The following is a 17,267-nucleotide window of genomic DNA, read 5'->3' on the forward strand; positions in this document are numbered from 1 at the left end:
TCTCGCTCAAAGTTCCCGTCTAAAAAGCCATTTCATAGGGGAACTGGAACTCAATGTGAACATCTTAACTTCTCCATTCTCAACACTGCTTAGAGCTTAACCGAGAAGTATTGGATCTGTTCCTAGTCGATTTTGGGGCAGTGCAAGATACCTACCACAATACTGTCACGGGGGGCAGTACAGTAGTGGGAACTTACGGCTATATGGCTCCTGAGCAGTTCCGAGGGCAAGCGGTACTATCAACAGATTTGTATGGTTTAGCCACTACGCTGCTTTTCCTTTTAACCCGAAAATCGCCCGCAGAATTGCCCCAACGCAAGCTCAAAATTGATTTCCGCTCCCATGTCAGCGTTTCCAAAGATTTCGCAGACTGGCTGGAGAAGATGTTGGAACCAGTTATGGAAGATCGATTCCCCTCAGCCAACGCCGCTTTAGCAGTGTTGCGCGGTGAAGAGACTTTAGCCACTTACTCTACACAAAAGCTTCGTCAACCAAAGTACAGTCCCATCAGTTTAACTAATACTGATGGACGGGTAATAGTAGATATTCCGCCTGTGTGGTTAAGCAGCGCCAGCAGCAGACTTTTTGCTCTCATACCCCTAGTTTGGAACGGCTTTTTATTGCTGATGCTCTGGATAGTTGCAGCATCCGCCTCTATCATTACTTTGGATGCGGGGATCTTACTAGGCGGTTTTGGACTGATTGGGCTGTGGATGCTCGGCACTTTCCTATTTAGCGCAGCCTCTCGCACGCGGCTAGAGCTTGACTGCGATAATTTCCAGCTACAGCGGTGGTTTCTGGGTATGTGCTATCAGAAAGTACAGGCACGCACCGAAGATATTAGCGAGCTAAAACTGAGGGGTATTGGGTTGAAGATGAATAAAAACCCGATTACAGTCTTTATGCTCCGAGAGAGGATGCGTAAGCATCGTTTTGGCTCATTTCTCATGGAGAATGAGAAAGAATGGCTGTTGAGCGAGATAACAGCTTTTCTGGAGAAACAGCCACGCAAAGCCGCTGCAACCCCTTCGCTTGCGTCACCTAGATAAACTAGCGGTTGAGGGCATTAAGGTAGCTTCGCGATCGCCCAACTTAATATACTGACGACAAATAATATAAAATCTATACTTCTGGCTCATTATTAGTCCTTAAGCGTCTTGGTAGCAGCTACAGCTTTCCTTATATTGAAAGCTGTTTAGCCAGTCGGTTCCCAAACCCGCTCGCTTAGGATGAAATTTTTTATATTTAGTCAACGCTCAAACTCAAGACGCGATGCACTTACATCGTACAAAACTCAAATCTCAGTTAAAAACCTGAAGCTAACGACTCTTGATTATCTACCGCTGGCTGGCATAATTCTCCTGGGCGCAGTCCTGCGATTTTGGCATCTCGACCTCAAACCTTTGTGGCTAGATGAGGTAATTACAGCATTATTCAGCCTCGGTCGCAGCTACAATGACGTGCCTTTAGACGTATTTTTTCCTCTTTCAACAGTAAAGGAAATTTTTACTTTCAACCAGGGTGCGACCTGCCCTCAAATTGCCAACACTGTTGCTACCCAGTCTACCCATCCGCCCTTATTTTTTTGCTTAATGCACGGTTGGCTTAACTGGATTAGCCCTATAAATGCATCCTGGGTATGGAAATTGCGATCGCTCCCTGCTTTATTTGGGATAGCTGCGATCGCTGTCATTTATTTTCTCAATCGCATCGCTTTTTCGCCTACCGCTGGTTTGCTAGGAGCTGCTTTTATAGCCTTCTCTCCCTTTGGCGTCTACCTCTCCCAAGAAGCACGACACTACACTTTGCCCATACTGCTGATCTCTTTAGCCCTCCTTGGACTAATTTTAATTCAGCACAACCTCAAAACCCAACAGTACCCAAAACCTTTTATTTGGCTTGGCTGGGTTATCGTTAATAGTATCGGTTTTTACGTCCACTATTTTTTTAGCTTCTCTTTTATTGCCCAAATAATAACTTTAATTGGCCTGCTTTACAAGTCTAGAATCAAGAATAAAATTTCTTTATTTTTCCTTTCTTTTGCCCTTTGTCTTTTACCTTTTGCCTTATTCATACCCTGGCTGTCTGTCTTAAAGGGACATATGGGGAGTTCCGAAACCAACTGGCTGCCCCAAAGCCCTAGCATTGCGCCGCTTTACCAAACAATAGCAGGTTGGCTCCTGATGGCGATCGCTCTACCAATAGAAAGTCAGCCGCTTGAAATAGCAATTCTAAATGCATTGCTAATGGTTGTCTTTGGCAGTTGGCTGGGATGGCACTTCTTCAAAGGAATAAAAAAACTTTGGAACACTCCAACCACACATCTAGCTACTTTCACCCTAGCTAGTTTCATCCTCTGGGTTCACCTAGAATTTTTAGCAATTATCTACCTTTTAGGCAAAGATATTACTGTTGCCTCTCGCTATAACTTTGTCTATTACCCAGCCGCATGCGCTCTTTTGGGAGCCAGTCTTTGGAAGTTAAAAGTTAAAAGGCAAAAGGTAAAAAAAGGCAAAAAAGACTTTACTGTTTACTTTATAATTTTTCTTGTCAGCTTATTAAGCTGTGTCTGTGTCGTTTCTAACTTAGCTTTTCAGAAACCGTATAATCCACAGCAGGTAGCCGATAACATGAACATACAACCTGCTGTTCCTATGATGGTTGTCGTTGGCTACAACAATTCTCAGGATGTAGCTTTAGGTTTGAGCTTTGCTTTGGCTTTAGAAAAAATTAGGGCATCTGTAAACACTGAGAATACCTACTTTGCTTTTATGCATAGTGCAGGTGGTTATCAGTCTGTTTGGGAAAAGCTTTCCCAAACACAAATACCTCTAAAATATCCTCTCAATTTGTGGGTAGTTGCCCCGGAACTAAAGCGGACAAACTATCCACAAAGTTTGACTTTTTTAAGCCAATCGAGTTGTACTATAGATCCGGCTCAACATTACCGCGTAGGGATTCCCTATCAGCTGTATCGGTGTCGTTAGTATTTAGTAACTGGTAATTGCTAAAAATTATGAGTGTTGAGTTACTAATTCAACACTCAAATCCCCATTAGCTATTCATCAATCTGCCAAAGATCCTTGCTTAGTCCTTCATCGATAATTTTCTTCGGACGCAGCACGAGAATTACTCGTCCCAGTAACGGCACGTCGGTAGCTTGTTCAAACCAGTGAAATTCTAGCTGACCTGACTGTTCAACTAAAAAATAGCTGTTATCTTCCCATTTACGCTGGGAACGATCGATGAGAACCAAAACGTCTTCAGGTTTGCCGCCAGCTTTCTCCCCTAGCTGGCTGGTGTGGCAGATGATGGCAACAGGATCTTCAGCCTTCGATACTACTTGCCAACCGGGTAAGCAAACCCAAGCCTGATTCCCAGCATATTTAACGATATTGAAAGGCCCAGTTTCTTCAAAAATTGGAACTTCTTTGAGGTCTGCCTGAGCCAGGGGGAACTGTCCGGCAACTGGTATGAGGCGGGGGAGCCCTTCGTCGGCTTCAAGTCTGTAGAAGGGCCAATTGGGGGCCGGACGCTGGGCGGGTGAGAGACCTTGAGTTAGCAACTGCTCAATTTGTTGCCGCGCTGTTTGGCTGTTTGCAAACATTAAGCCGCGAGCAATCAAACGCGATCGCTCTTGTAAGTCGGCTTGTTGTTTGGCTAGTTTCCAATAGTGGTAAGCAGCAGCGTCTCCTGGATGGTTCTCAAACCCAGCTGGCAGGGTGCGATACCGCGAATACTCTTTCATGGCTCTAGCAAGGTCGCGGGAATTATCCAAGTCAAGGCTTTTGGCTACGATAAATTCGGCGGCGGTGGCGCGTTCTGCCTGGGCGAGAATGCGTAACTCGTACAAAATATCGCTGCCTTTGCGCGTGAAGTGCGATCGCACTTCGTCGGACATCCCTGCATTCACTATGCTTGTGAAAACCTGCGCTCCGACCATAACTTGATTCTGCTGTATAGGCTCAAATCCAGTTGCCTCAAAGATTGCCTGTGGATTATGGCCTGCTTTTTGCAATGTGGTGCAAGCTTGCCCCCACTCTACCCAAGTGCCTTCTTTGCGTCGTAACTTTTGCAGCAAATCTTCAACATTCAGTGACGCTTCAGCAGATTGAGGGATACGATCTTCATAGCCTGGTGATGAGTCGGTCATAGTACTTTAGGGAGTAAGGGTGTTATCAAAAATTTATAGCGATCGCAACGTTGGATTCATTAAAGTGGTTTAGCGTGGCCAGTCGTAAAATGCCAAGGGGGTTGGGATTGCGTGGATTTTAGAGTATTGATAGTAACAGTACCGTTTGTATTTAAGATCCGGCAAGAAAAACACCCATTCCCGCTTCCCTTATTTCTTCCTAACCTGTAAACAAAATTAAGATGGCGACTCGATTAGTTGCCAGTCCTGATTGGCCGCCAGGAGTTTATTCTACTGCTATGGACAGCACCATTCCAGAACTTAATACTATTAGCCGTCAGTTAATGAGCTTAGAGCGACCCAAGAAGCCCAAAATGCTGGTGGTAGACGATGAGCCAGATAACCTGGACTTGCTCTACCGTACTTTCCGGCGCGATTTCAATGTTTTTAGAGCCGAAAGCGGCGTTCATGCCCTAGAAGTGCTAGCCACAGAAGGGGAAGTAGCCGTGATTATCTCTGACCAGCGGATGCCGGAAATGAAGGGAACGGAATTTTTGAGCAAAACTGTTCCCCAATTTCCCGATACTGTAAGGATTATCCTCACTGGTTTTACTGATGTTGAGGATTTGGTTGAGGCAATTAATTCAGGTCAAGTTTACAAGTACATCACGAAGCCTTGGGACCCCAACGAACTCAAAGCAGTTGTGCAACGGGCTTCTGAAACTTATGAACTGCTGAAGCAAAGGACGGAAGAACTGCATCGCGCTCAGGCGCAAACTGAGTTGCTGGCAAAGATCGTGCAAGTGGCTCAAGATGCTCGTAACGTGGAGGCAACTCTTGAACCAATTGCCGAGGCTTTTGGGGATAGCTTCTATGCTGATGGCTGCATCTTGCAGTTGGTGGAAGGCAACACTTTAGGCTCTGCCCAAGGAACCTACAGTGAAGATGGCCGCTTAGAAAACTGGCTGGCAAAAGACTCGCTAGTAACTGAGGCGATCGCGCTGCACAAGCTTCAGGCTTGGGCAAATGTTCCCGGCAATCCTACCCCTAGTGCCGAACTCTACCAAGCCGCAGGTCTACAGGCGCATCTGGTTATTCCCATCATCTACCGAGGCGAAGTGCTGGCCGTGTTGTCGCTACAGTGGAAGCGGCCCTCAAAACTCCGTGAAGATGAGATCAGACTAATTCATCTCTCTTCCCAACAGGTTGCGCTTGCTCTCACCAGCACTCGTTATTTTCCCAGTTAAATAGTCTTTACCCCGTTGTCCGTTGTCTGTTGACGGTAACGGGGACTAAGCACCGATGACCAACGATCAATGCTAATCACCAATGAAGTCTGAAACGCCAACAACTTCGCCAATTCGCGACCTCTTTGACCGTATTGCCCCCGTCTACGACCAGTTGAATGATTGGTTAAGTTTGGGGCAGCATCGGGTATGGAAGCTGATGGCGGTGAAGTGGAGCGAACCCAGTCCGGGAGATACTTGCTTAGATTTATGCTGTGGGAGCGGGGATTTGGCTCAACTGTTGGCGCGGCAGGTGGGATCAACTGGTTGTGTATATGGGGTAGATTTTTCATGCGAGCAGTTGGCGATCGCTCGCTCCCGCTCTCAAACCAGTTTCCTTCCCTGTCCTATTAACTGGATAGAGGCAGATGTCCTCAATCTACCGTTTGCCAGTAACCAATTCGACTGCGCCACAATGGGCTACGGTCTTCGCAATGTGACAGATATTCCTAAATGTCTCCACGAATTGCACCGCGTCCTCAAGCCAGGGGCTAAAGCTGCCATTCTTGATATGCATCGCCCCAGCAGCCCCCAAATGCGTGCGTTTCAACAGTGGTATTTGGATAATATTGTCGTGCCCACCGCCAAGCAATTTGGCTTGACCGAAGACTATGCCTACATTGCGCCTTCTTTAGAAAAATTTCCCACAGGTGGGGAGCAAGTGGATTTAGCCCGCAAGGCTGGATTTACTACTGCCACCCACTACGCGATCGCTGGTGGCGCGATGGGTGTTCTATTAGTAACCAAAGCCTAATATGGGAATAGGGGGCACTGCCCACCCTACTACTCACTATTTAAGATTGGATCGCCACCTTGGATCTGTCTAACCTCTGGCTTTACCTCAGTCCCCCCATAGTTGGTGCAGTCATTGGCTATTTCACCAACGATATCGCTATCAAAATGTTATTCCGCCCTTATCGGGCTATTTACGTTGGTAAGCGACAACTCCCCTTTACTCCCGGCTTAATTCCTCGCAATCAGGAACGCCTTGCCAAACGGGTTTCTGACACAATCATGGGATCGCTGCTAACGCCAGAAGAATTGCAAAATCTGGCGCGGCGACTGCTGGAAACCGAGCGCGTACAAGGGGCAATTTTCTGGTTGCTTCAGTTGGCGCTAGAACAGATAAAACCTGACAAGTCGGAGAAAACTACTAAAGTTCTGGCTGGAATTCTCAAAGATTTGCTCGGTCAGTCGTTACCGCGCCTGCTGAAGGTTTTAGCTCGTCGCGAAGATTTTCTTGAAGTCCAGCTAAACCAAATTTTCGATCAGATTTTGCTGGAATTTCAGCTAACTGAAGAGCAAGCAAAAAAACTTGCCGAATGGTTGTTACAAGTGGTACTCCCACCGGATGTAATCCGACAGGCTATAGTCGATTTCCTGACTGACCGCAATATTCAAATAATTGATGAAGGCTTTCGGGAAAAGGCTAGTGGAACATACTGGGTAGTAGCGAATTTGTTTGGTTTACGCAACACTTTGACACGCCTGCGGACGTTTTGCCTGGATGAAAAAGAGGCGAGTAATGCGCGTTTGGCGGAGCTAATTGTTTCCCTTGCGGTGAGACAACGCTTGCAGGAATGGCTGCAAAATTTATCTTTGCAAAATCTACCAGTTTCGACGGTGCGCCAGCTGCGTAAAACTTTGCGCGATAGCGTACGCAACTACGCTCAAGAGCGCGGTAGCGATGTCCTTCAGGGATTGACTGAATCTGTAGACTGGGAAAATATTGCTTCGTTGCTGCTCAATAGATTGCGGACTTCTGCTGCTGTAAGTGCCTCGTTGGAGGTTGTTAGTAAGGAATTGGCTTTGATTTTAGAGCGCTATTTGGAGAAAGATTTAGAGAAGATTGTGACGCAGGCAATTCCAATTTTGAATATAGATCAGGTAATTATCGATCGGGTTAAGGGAACTTCACCTGCTGATTTAGAATTAGCGATTCAAGGCATTGTGAAAAGTGAATTGCAAGGAATTGTGAATTTGGGGGGAATTTTGGGTTTGGTTGTGGGTTGCTTGCAGGTAGTATTCCTGATGTTGCAGTAATATTTCCAGCCTAGATTAGGGTGGGCAATGCCCACCCTAATTAGTAGTATTAAGCGATCGCGTAGCGCCTTGCCTAATATTTTTTAAGCTAAAATTAGCGCATTTCCTAAGAGACAGGCTTTAGCTTTAAAAGTATTCTTTTATAAAAAAATCTGTTAAAGCGAGATACCCGACTTCTTAGAGAAGTCGGGTATCTGAATCTCTGATATCTTATAACTTAAATAAAATTGTTATGGCTGTAGAGCAAAATTAGAGCAAGATATGCTCTAACACGCACTGTTTGCCCCAGACCCTCGGAAGGAAAAATGATATTGTAAGCTTGCTGCTTAACCACCTACAATCGGCAAAGCAATGTATAGAATATCTTTGCTTAATAAGGTGGTTTGAGGCTATGAAATTTAAGCTTTTACTCGGCTGTTTAACTTTGTGCGTGAGTGTTGGCGGTTCCTTGATTTGGCAAGAAAGTCAAGCGCAACCGATATCCCAGATTCAGCCTGCACCCGTGCCTTCCCCTGCGAAACAAAAGGCTGATGTGCCTTATGTGCCAACGCCTAACGAGGTGGTGGAACAAATGTTGAACATGGCTGCCGTCACCAAAGATGATGTACTTTACGATCTGGGTTCTGGAGATGGGAGGGTAGCGATCGCCGCAGCGAAAAAAGGTGCTAGAAGTCTTGGGGTGGAGATCGATCCGCTCCTAGTCGCGAAAAGTAATGAAAATGCCAAATTAGCGGGTGTGAGCGATCGCGTAAAGTTTGTCGAACAAGATTTGTTCAAAACTAACCTCAGCGATGCTAGTGTAGTCACGCTTTACCTGCTGACTTCAATAAATCTCAAGCTCAGACCAAAATTGCTCAACGAACTAAAACCGGGGACTCGTCTTGTTTCTCACCAGTTTCACATGGGGTTATGGAAACCAGAGCGCGTTGTAGAAATGACGGTGAATTCTCGTCAACACAAGCTTTATTACTGGGTTATCCCTTCCCAGGTATCGGGAACTTGGCAATTTAATATGCCCGCAGGTAGAGGTCAAGAGAAATATACTCTGCAACTTAACCAAGATTTTCAAGAAGTTAGCGGAACGCTGACAAATTCGGAGCGTTCGATGCAACTTACCGATGCGAAGTTAACTGGCGATCGACTCACTTTCAAAGTAACGCAGCCACTCAAGGAAACTGCGGTGACAATGCAATTCAACGGGCGCGTCACTAAGGATGAGATCGCAGGCAGCGTAGAAATTTTAGGGGGAAAGGAAGCAGGACGACAAGACTGGGTAGCGGGGCGGCGATAGTCTTTAAATGGGGATTAAAGATTCCTACTCAAGTCTCGGTGTCGTCTTTATATAAATCTTGCAGTTCTTTTTGTTGACTGCGACGGGAGGTACGACGATATTTTTTTGCTTCTAGTCTGGGTTCGTATTTAGCTTCTCCTTTGCCTTTACTTTTTAGCTTCATTGTTGAATCCGGATCGCCCGATTTACTCAGCTGTTCTTGAAGGGCGATCGCTTCTTCGAGTAAATCTAAATAATACTCATAGCGCTCCCAATCTCCCCGCACTATACAGTTTGGTTCATCCCGATGCAGGCAATCGTTAAACTGACAATTGCCAGTTTCTAATCTTTGCCTAGCCTCCGGGAAACAATCAACCAACTCTTGGGGGGTACAATCCAAGTCTGGTTGGTTGAAGCCTGGGGTATCTGCTAATAATCCCCCTCCTGGTAGTTCAAATAGCTCTACATGTCTCGTGGTGTGACGCCCTCGGCTAAGTTTACCGGAAACTTCCCCGACTCGTAAGTTAGTACCAGGAATCAGATAGTTTGTCAGGCTGGACTTACCAACACCAGACATACCCGCAAGTACGGTGATTTTATTACTTAGCTGGTTGCTGAGTTCTTCTAGACCAGCGTTGGTGAGGATGCTGATGAATATAGGGGAATAACCCCAGCCTGCCAAGCGATCGCGCCAGTCGTTCAACTCAATGGCGGACACTAAATCGCTTTTATTCAGGCATAAGCAAACTTCCAACCCAGTGTATTCAGCTTTAACCAGAAATTTCGTTAGCTGGTAGGGTTCTAGGGTTGGTTCTGCTATGGCAAATACGAGGAGAATAGCTTTGGCGTTGGCGATGGGGGGGCGATCTAGTTCGCTGATGCGGGGCAAAACTTCTGAGATCGCTCCTCTTCCCCCAGCCCAGTCGGGTTCTTCTACAAGGACGCGATCGCCCACCATCACTTTCTGACCAATTTTTTTGAGTCGCGTGCGCCTAGTACACAATAAAGACGGTGCAGGCAAATTTTCTACAGCGTCAAACCGCACCTGGTAGTAATTAGCCTGCACAGCCACCACTGTACCCACGAAATTGCCTTCTAGTCTGGCTTCCCCCTCGGCTGCCAGGTTCTGAGTATTGAGCGTTTTTTCTAACTCAGAACTCATAACTTCACGGACGACGCACTTTTAGAGCAAAAAAGCCTGCGCTGTCTTCAGAGGCAATGAATTGCGTCTCTACAATCGGGTAGCCTTCCATTGCTAGGCTGTCAGGAACTTGCTCAATAGGTTCCCCAGGATCTAGCCATACTTCTAACAACGCTCCCGATGCCATTTGCTCCAAACGTAGTTTGGTGCGGACGAAGTTTATTGGGCAAGGCGTCCCCCGCAAGTCTAGCTTTGCGTCTGGATTGGTGGTCACTTGAAGAAGCCTCCTAAGAATCCTTCTATGCCGCCTTTTCCAGTGCGATCGCCCTTAATTTTAGCTAGCTTTTCGAGCAGTTCGCGTTCTTCGGCTGTTATTTTATTCGGGATGTCAATCAAAATTGTAATCAGGTGATCTCCCCGACTAACTGGATTCCCTAGTCTTGGAACCCCGTGATTTTCCAGTGTCAGCACCGTACTTGGTTGCGTTCCGGGTGGGATGGTCATCTCTACCGGGCCGTCTACGGTATTTACTTCTAGACGACACCCTAAAATTGCCTGCAAGTAGCTAATTTTAATTTCAGACAGGATGTTTACTCCATCCCGGTGAAACTCCTGATCTTCCTCGATAAACAAATATACATACAGATCGCCCGGTGGGCCGCTGCGCGTTCCGGCGTCTCCTTCTTTGGAAACCCGCAACCTCGTTCCATTATCTACCCCAGGAGGGATGGTAATTTTAAGTTTTTTGGTCTCTTGTTTGCGCCCGTTGCCACCACACGATTCGCACTTATCTTCAATCACCTGTCCTTCGCCATTACACGTGGGGCAGACGGAAACTTGGGTGAAGCTGCCAAAGGGTGTCCTAGTGGCGCGACGTACTTGACCAGCGCTGTTGCAGGTGGGGCAGGTTTTAGGTCGGCTACCTTGTTTTGCTCCGCTTCCGCTGCACGTAGTACAAGTTTCTAAATGAGGAATGCGTATTTCCTTTTCACCACCAAATACGCCTTCTCTAAATTCCAGCTTTAGGTCTAGGCGCAGGTCGTCACCCCGGACGGGGCCAGTACGTCGTCTTGTGCCAGTCTGGCCCACTCCTGAGCCAGCGAAGCCGCTGAAGAAACTTTCAAAGATATCGGCGAAGCCACCCATGTCGCCAAAATCTTGGTACCCAGCACCTGCACCACTAACACCAGCTTCACCGAAGCGATTGTAGCGATCGCGTGTTTCTGGTTCTGAGAGTACTTCGTAAGCTCGATTGATTTCTTTAAAGCGATCTTCCGCCCCTGCTTCTTTGTTTACGTCCGGGTGATACTTCCGGGCTAGGCGACGATAGGCACGCTTTATTTCCTCTTTGTCTGCATCACGGGAAACACCGAGAATTTCATAGTAGTCGCGAGCCATATTCGGGGCTGGGGGTTAGGGTTTAAGGTTAAGTCAAAAGTCTAAATAAAGATAGAGACAAAGCTGAAAATTTTATAAAAAGGCAAATACAATTTTTTTTTGTATATTGCCTTTTTACTTTTGCCTTTATTAATCAACTGCTTCGTAGTCAGCAGTTACAGTTTCGCCTTCGTCAAAATCCAAATTCAGGTCATCTTCGGGTGCCACTTGAGTTCTCTCACTGACCGTTGGACTAACGGTACTTTCAGACATTTCTCCGAAATACCCAGGATCTGAACTTCTGCTGGCTTGTTGATACACAGCTGCACCAACTGCAAACACGGTCTGTTGAAGGTCATCAAGCTGTTCTTTGACTTGCTCAACACTAACTCCGGGGTTTGCTATCGCGGCTTTGAGATCTACTATCTTCTTATTCGCCTGCGTCTTGAGGTCTTCTCTAATCAATTCCCCATTGTCATTTAATGTCGATTCATAGCTGTAGAACAGACTTTCTGCCTGGTTTTTCAGCTCTACCATTTCTATGCGGCGTCGATCTTCTTCGGCAAATTTTTCTGCCTCTATCCGCATTTTTTCTACTTCCGAGGCACTTAATCCACCTGTATTAGTAATACGGATACTTTGCTCTCTTCCAGTGCCTTTGTCAGAAGCTCCGACTTTTAGAATACCATCGACATCAATTTCAAAGGCTACCTCAATTTGAGGCACTCCTCTGGGGGCTGGAGGAATACCAGCGAGCAGGAATTTACCCAGACTCTTATTGTCTCTGGCCATTGCCCGTTCACCTTGCAAAACGTGGATTTCCACCGATGTTTGCCCGTCCGTAGCGGTCGAAAACACCTGAGATTTGCTGGTGGGAATGGTAGTGTTGCGGTCGATGATTTTTGTGAACACTTCTCCTAGAGTTTCAATCCCTAAGCTAAGTGGTGTCACATCCAATAGCAGCAGATCCTCGACTTCTCCCCCTAACACGCCGCCTTGAATTGCTGCGCCTAGTGCCACAGCTTCATCTGGGTTTACGGAACGATCGGGGGTCTTACCGCCGAAAAACTTTTTAATCGCATCCTGAACAGCTGGGATTCTTGTGGAACCTCCAACTAGCAAAATGCGGTCAATCTCATCCGGTTTGAGATCGCAGTCTTTTAGTGCTTGAGTAACTGGTTCTATCGTGCCTTCTACCAGATGATTTACCAATTCTTCAAACTTAGAGCGCGACAGATCCATTTCCAGGTGTTTTGGTCCTGTTTCGTCGGCAGTGATGAACGGCAAGTTGATGGAGGTGCTTCCCATCGAAGATAGTTCTATCTTGGCTTTTTCAGCTGCCTCTCGCAGGCGCTGGAGAGCCATCTTGTCCGTTCCTAAGTCAAGGCGCTCCTGTTCTTTGAATCGATCGATCATCCAGCGTACAACGCAATTGTCAAAGTCATCTCCGCCTAAGTGGTTGTTGCCAGAGGTTGCTTTGACTTCAAATACACCATCTCCTAGCTGTAGTACGGAAACATCGAATGTTCCGCCGCCCAAGTCAAACACTAGGATGCGCTGCTCTTCGTCCTGCTTGTCTATGCCGTAGGCTAAGGAAGCAGCCGTTGGTTCGTTGATGATCCGTAGAACTTCTAGTCCAGCAATAGTACCAGCGTCTTTGGTGGCTTGCCGTTGAGCATCTGTGAAGTAAGCGGGAACTGTGATTACCGCTTGTTCTACTGGCTCACCCAAAAAATTTTCGGCGTCCTGCTTAAGTTTTTGCAGGATCATCGCTGATATTTCTTGGGGGGTAAAGTTGCGTCCCCGAATTTGGACATCCACGGTGTCATCTCTGCCTTTGATACAGTTGTATGGCACCCGCGTTCGCTCCACTTCGGTATCTTCCCACCGCCTTCCAATGAAGCGCTTAATGCTGTATACCGTATTTTCGGCATTTGTAACTGCCTGCCGCTTCGCGAGCTGACCCACTAAGCGATCGTTAGCTTTGCCAAATCCTACAATACTGGGAGTTGTTCGTCCGCCCTCTGAGTTTGGAATGACAATCGGTTGCCCCCCTTCTAAAACAGCGACGCAACTATTGGTCGTGCCCAGGTCGATCCCAATGACTTTTCCCATAGCTAGCGGCAGTAAATGTGTGCAAGAAACGCTTTATTTTTGTGAAATCTTTGTTTGGGATGACCCCAAATTTCCAGATTTCTATCAACTTTGAAACTATTGCCTTGGCAGGCTCTTAGCAAATCCTGTTGGATTGCTAATTGCTATTTTAGATAGTTAACCATTGCGGGCTAAAGTAATCGGCTACCTACGTCCGCTTAAGTTTCAGTGGTATCTGAAAGATCTTCCTCTGAGGTTATCACGGTGTCTGTAGCCGCAGCAACTTTGACCATTGCGTGGCGCAGTATACGTTCGCCCAAAAAATAGCCCCGCACGAGTTCTTCGATTACGGTACCTTCGGGATGTTCGTTTGTCGGTTCCCGCATTACAGCTTCGTGCAGATTGGGGTCAAATTCTTTTCCTTCAGGACGCATGGGTGATACTCCCAAGCGTTTGAGGCAGTCTACCACTTGTTTGTACACGCTCTGGTAGCTTTTGTGGATGTTCATCTCTGCCTCAGTTTGAGGTTTGATGTGCGATCGCGCCCGCTCAAAATCATCCACTACTGGCAGTAATTTGCTCAGCGTCGTCGCCTTGACCTGAATTTCCAAGTCTTCCTTTTCTTTGGCTGTGCGCTTGCGGAAATTGTCGAAATCTGCTGCCATCCGCATCGACTGGGTTTTGTAAGACTCGCACTGATTGCTGGTTGCTTCCAGTTGCGCTTTTAGAGACTCTATTTCCAGCCTTAACCCTTCTAGTTCGCTTTCGCGAGCTTCTGACTCCAGAGATCCTTCTTCTACCGATTCTGCCAACCAATTTTCCACAGATGCTGCATCTGCCATCGGTTCGTTTGAGATTGTCTTGTTTTCTGAATCAAATTCCAAGTTTAAATCCATGTCTAGAGGTAAGTCTCCCATTACCGGGTCAGATTTCCCCATCCCGATGTCTGACGTTACCTCGGCCTTATCTGAAGTGTTGTTTTGCTGCTTTTCTTCGTCGATCATCGTTTACTTATCCCAGTTTAAAGACTGCGATTCATTGGGAACTCGTTTGTCTGTACTTTCCCACGACCAGCCCCCATATCCTACAATTTTGTTTCAAACTGTACCTTTAATTTTCGGTTTTAGAGGCGCATCCGGGCAGGGATTGCAATTTCCGCAAAATATTTGCGGCCTGGTTTTCCGCTTGTAGGCTTCAAGCTATAACGTTTATCCCCAGCCACACTTACTTCACTGCTGGCATTTTGACATAACTTTAGTTGTCTCCAGTCAATTTTTTGTATTTGTGACAAATTGTAACAGTTTCCGTTAATAGTTGCTTTCTGCGGTGGCCCAAAAACCTGGCGCACGAGGCAAAAGCGGGGAATTTAGGATTAATTGTTTTAGGTTGCCTCGTTACAGGAAGCAGCAGGATACTCCGGAATAGACTTGGGAAAGTTATATATTGCTGCAAGTAGGCTTTAGACCTTGGGAAGGGCTATCATCGTGAATATTCCCTACTAACAGACAATGGCGGAACCGAGTCCTCCCAAACCCAGATTATCTTAAACTCACTGACGAGCGTTGTACGGATATTACTAATCGCCAGCGTTGGTATCCATAATTATTTGCCTTGATTCTCACATTTCCCTTATTAGGGACACCCCTACAAGGGAGAGTGTACAGATCCGGGGGGGGAAGTCAACCTAGCTTTAGGGCTGTCGCCTTATGGCGGCAGCGATCGCTCCCTTTTTTCCGGACGTTGTGCAATTCTGCCTCATGTTTTTGGGAACACTTTGTTAAGAGAGATATATTCGCACGATATGACTCATTCCTCATCACAACGACGCGCGCTAACCGTCCGCAATGATTTTTCGCCGTTCGGTAACAAGCTAATTCAGGCTGGCTATGTTAACACCGAGGATATGCAAAAGGCGCTGGTTGAAAGTCGCAAGACAGGCACGCCGCTGATAGACATCCTCGAAACCATCACGGGTAAGCAACTATCACCAGATTTGCTGCGCCTGTATAAAAAACAGCAACTCTTTGAACTAAAGATTCTTTACGGCGTTGAATCCCTAGATCCGGAAATCAGCCAAATTCCTGCTTCTCAAATTGCACAACTGATCGAGACGCTGATACCGATCGATATTTGTCGTCGCTATCGGCTAGTACCGTTATCGCAGAATGAAACCCAGCCGCCCTCGGTTCTGGTGGCGATGGTAGAGCCGGATAATTTAAACGCTAAGGATGATTTAGATCGGATTCTGCGCCCGCAAGGAATCGCCTTACAACGGATGGTTATTGCTAGGGAAGACTACGACCAGCTAATTAGCCAATACCTCGATGAACAAGCTAAGAAAGAGAAAGCCCAAGCGGTAGCAAGTCGGGTTGATATCAACGAAGATTTAGATATTATTGCGAATTTGGACGATGCTCCTCCTGAACAAGAGGAGGATTTGGGTGAAGCGGGTGCCAAGGACGCACCTGTGATCAACCTAGTCAATAAAATTCTGGCTAAAGCCCTGCAAGAGGGTGTTTCTGACATCCACATAGAACCACAAGAAGAATACTTGCGGATTCGCTTTCGCAAAGATGGTGTGCTGCAACAGGCTTTCGATACACTCCCTAAAAAAATCGTCCCATCAGTTTGTGCCCGCTTCAAGATTATTGCGGAGCTGGACATTGCCGAACGACGGATGCCCCAAGATGGTCGTATCCGCCGGATATTTGAAGGACGTAAGGTAGACTTCCGAGTTAACACTTTGCCTTCCCGTTACGGCGAGAAGATTGTGCTGCGGATCTTAGATAACTCTTCCACCCAACTGGGTTTGGATAAGTTGATTACCGATCAAGATACGCTCCAGAGCGTTCGAGATATGGCTGCCCGTCCCTTTGGCCTGATTTTGGTGACAGGGCCAACCGGATCGGGTAAATCGACAACCTTATACTCAGTCTTGGCAGAACGTAACGATCCAGGGGTGAATATTAGTACGGCGGAAGACCCGATTGAGTACGCGCTGCCTGGGATTACGCAGGTGCAGGTGATTCGAGAAAAGGGGATGGACTTTTCCTCGATTTTGCGGGCGTTCATGAGGCAAGATCCGGATGTGATTCTGGTGGGTGAGACCCGGGACAAAGAAACGGCAAAAACGGCTATTGAAGCGGCGTTAACAGGACACTTGGTGATGACAACGCTGCATACCAATGATGCGGCGGGTGCGATCGCTCGACTAGACGAAATGGGTGTTGAACCCTTCATGGTTTCTGGCGCCCTTCTTGGAGTTCTAGCCCAGCGCCTAATGCGGCGCGTTTGCTCTGAGTGCCGCATTGATTATGCGCCCAACCAAGCTGAACTGGCACGATTTGGTCTATCGACTTCCCAAGATGGTGATGTCACGTTCTATAAAGCCAACAGCCTGCGACCGGATGAAATTCAGGAACGCAGAGCTAGCAATACTTTGTGCCCAAAATGTAATGGTGTAGGCTATAAGGGCCGTGTCGGCGTATATGAAGTCATGCGGATCACCGAACGGCTGCAAACCTTAATCAACGAAGGTGCCCCCACTACCCTAATCAAGGAAGCAGCCATAGAAGAAGGCATGAAGACTTTGTTGGCTTACAGCTTAGATTTAGTACGCGAGGGCTACACCACACTAGAAGAAGTAGAACGGGTGACGTTCACCGATACAGGTCTAGAAGACGAACTCAAAGCTAAACGCAAGAGTTCTCTTACGTGTCGGTGTTGCGGTGCGGACGCCAAGCAGGAGTGGTTAGACTGTCCATACTGTTTGACTCCTCGTTTTCAAGACTAAAAAAGTTTTGAGTTTCTAATGCCGTCCCTTTACCGCATCTTGAATTTTGAATCAAAAAACCTGTTAATTCAAAATTCAAAATGCTCCTAACACCTCAATCGCGATCGCTATACTCAAAAAAATAATCTTTA

Annotated in this window: 13 protein-coding genes; 7 read left to right on the top strand and 6 right to left on the bottom strand. The window is 46.9% G+C overall.

Translation table 11 applies throughout. The features are described 5' to 3' along the window. Nucleotides 1–110: 110 nt before the first annotated feature. On the top strand, nt 111–1,049 hold the full coding sequence (locus H6F77_RS08025) for a serine/threonine-protein kinase (protein ID WP_190487111.1): 939 nt from the start codon (nt 111–113) through the stop codon (nt 1,047–1,049). A 180-nt stretch (nt 1,050–1,229) separates the two neighbouring features. Further along, nucleotides 1,230–2,987, top strand: coding sequence for a glycosyltransferase family 39 protein (locus H6F77_RS08030; RefSeq protein WP_190487114.1), 1,758 nt, complete (start codon nt 1,230–1,232; stop codon nt 2,985–2,987). A 71-nt stretch (nt 2,988–3,058) separates the two neighbouring features. On the opposite strand, the gene H6F77_RS08035 is transcribed toward H6F77_RS08030, so the two are convergent. Beyond that, a complete protein-coding gene (locus H6F77_RS08035) occupies nt 3,059–4,153 on the bottom strand; it encodes a RuBisCO accumulation factor 1 (protein WP_190487116.1) in 1,095 nt (364 codons plus the stop codon). A gap of 278 nt (nt 4,154–4,431) precedes the next feature. Between H6F77_RS08035 and H6F77_RS08040 the strand changes: the two genes are divergently transcribed. The 4 genes from H6F77_RS08040 (at nt 4,432) to H6F77_RS08055 (ending at nt 8,752) form a co-directional block, all read left to right on the top strand. Beyond that, nucleotides 4,432–5,379: a response regulator gene (locus H6F77_RS08040; protein ID WP_190487473.1), complete on the top strand. Its 948-nt coding sequence runs from the start codon at nt 4,432–4,434 to the stop codon at nt 5,377–5,379. An 82-nt stretch (nt 5,380–5,461) separates the two neighbouring features. Then, complete coding sequence (gene ubiE / locus H6F77_RS08045) at nt 5,462–6,172, top strand: bifunctional demethylmenaquinone methyltransferase/2-methoxy-6-polyprenyl-1,4-benzoquinol methylase UbiE (RefSeq protein ID WP_190487118.1); 711 nt, start codon at nt 5,462–5,464, stop codon at nt 6,170–6,172. A 65-nt stretch (nt 6,173–6,237) separates the two neighbouring features. After that, nucleotides 6,238–7,461, top strand: a complete 1,224-nt coding sequence (locus H6F77_RS08050) for a DUF445 domain-containing protein (RefSeq protein WP_514131586.1) — start codon at nt 6,238–6,240, stop codon at nt 7,459–7,461. Nucleotides 7,462–7,852: 391 nt separating this feature from the next. Beyond that, nucleotides 7,853–8,752 (top strand): class I SAM-dependent methyltransferase, encoded by a 900-nt coding sequence (locus H6F77_RS08055; RefSeq protein ID WP_190487122.1) that lies wholly within the window; start codon nt 7,853–7,855, stop codon nt 8,750–8,752. Between the two features lie 28 nt (nt 8,753–8,780). Here H6F77_RS08055 and rsgA read toward each other — a convergent pair whose 3' ends face one another. The 5 genes from rsgA to grpE all read right to left on the bottom strand — a co-directional run bounded on the left by rsgA (nt 8,781) and on the right by grpE (nt 14,347). After that, nucleotides 8,781–9,893 (bottom strand): small ribosomal subunit biogenesis GTPase RsgA, encoded by a 1,113-nt coding sequence (gene rsgA / locus H6F77_RS08060; RefSeq protein ID WP_190487124.1) that lies wholly within the window; start codon nt 9,891–9,893, stop codon nt 8,781–8,783. Between the two features lie 4 nt (nt 9,894–9,897). Then, a complete protein-coding gene (locus tag H6F77_RS08065; protein WP_309228819.1) occupies nt 9,898–10,146 on the bottom strand; it encodes a sulfurtransferase TusA family protein in 249 nt (82 codons plus the stop codon). After that, nucleotides 10,143–11,270: a molecular chaperone DnaJ gene (gene dnaJ / locus H6F77_RS08070; RefSeq protein ID WP_190487126.1), complete on the bottom strand. Its 1,128-nt coding sequence runs from the start codon at nt 11,268–11,270 to the stop codon at nt 10,143–10,145. Before dnaJ ends, H6F77_RS08065 begins: the two co-directional genes overlap by 4 nt. Nucleotides 11,271–11,399: 129 nt before the next feature. Then, nucleotides 11,400–13,364 (bottom strand): molecular chaperone DnaK, encoded by a 1,965-nt coding sequence (dnaK, locus tag H6F77_RS08075; protein ID WP_190487127.1) that lies wholly within the window; start codon nt 13,362–13,364, stop codon nt 11,400–11,402. Nucleotides 13,365–13,561: 197 nt separating this feature from the next. Beyond that, the gene (grpE, locus tag H6F77_RS08080) at nt 13,562–14,347 is read right to left on the bottom strand and encodes a nucleotide exchange factor GrpE (protein ID WP_190487128.1); all 786 of its coding nucleotides are present in this window, start codon (nt 14,345–14,347) and stop codon (nt 13,562–13,564) included. 797 nt (nt 14,348–15,144) lie between these two features. Between grpE and H6F77_RS08085 the strand changes: the two genes are divergently transcribed. Next, nucleotides 15,145–17,136, top strand: a complete 1,992-nt coding sequence (locus tag H6F77_RS08085) for a GspE/PulE family protein (protein WP_190487130.1) — start codon at nt 15,145–15,147, stop codon at nt 17,134–17,136. Nucleotides 17,137–17,267: the final 131 nt, after the last annotated feature.

The sequence above is a fragment of the Microcoleus sp. FACHB-831 genome (assembly GCF_014695585.1).
Lineage (GTDB): Bacteria > Cyanobacteriota > Cyanobacteriia > Cyanobacteriales > FACHB-T130 > FACHB-831.

What these genes read in the sequence shown, in the direction of transcription:
- H6F77_RS08030 (WP_190487114.1), top strand. Translation starts at nt 1,230, where the DNA reads ATGAAATTTTTTATATTTAGTCAACGCTCAAACTCAAGACGCGATGCA.
- ubiE (WP_190487118.1), top strand. Translation starts at nt 5,462, where the DNA reads ATGAAGTCTGAAACGCCAACAACTTCGCCAATTCGCGACCTCTTTGAC.
- grpE (WP_190487128.1), bottom strand. Translation starts at nt 14,347, where the DNA reads ATGATCGACGAAGAAAAGCAGCAAAACAACACTTCAGATAAGGCCGAG.
- H6F77_RS08085 (WP_190487130.1), top strand. Translation starts at nt 15,145, where the DNA reads ATGACTCATTCCTCATCACAACGACGCGCGCTAACCGTCCGCAATGAT.
- H6F77_RS08035 (WP_190487116.1), bottom strand. Translation starts at nt 4,153, where the DNA reads ATGACCGACTCATCACCAGGCTATGAAGATCGTATCCCTCAATCTGCT.
- H6F77_RS08040 (WP_190487473.1), top strand. Translation starts at nt 4,432, where the DNA reads ATGGACAGCACCATTCCAGAACTTAATACTATTAGCCGTCAGTTAATG.
- H6F77_RS08055 (WP_190487122.1), top strand. Translation starts at nt 7,853, where the DNA reads ATGAAATTTAAGCTTTTACTCGGCTGTTTAACTTTGTGCGTGAGTGTT.
- dnaK (WP_190487127.1), bottom strand. Translation starts at nt 13,364, where the DNA reads ATGGGAAAAGTCATTGGGATCGACCTGGGCACGACCAATAGTTGCGTC.
- rsgA (WP_190487124.1), bottom strand. Translation starts at nt 9,893, where the DNA reads ATGAGTTCTGAGTTAGAAAAAACGCTCAATACTCAGAACCTGGCAGCC.
- dnaJ (WP_190487126.1), bottom strand. Translation starts at nt 11,270, where the DNA reads ATGGCTCGCGACTACTATGAAATTCTCGGTGTTTCCCGTGATGCAGAC.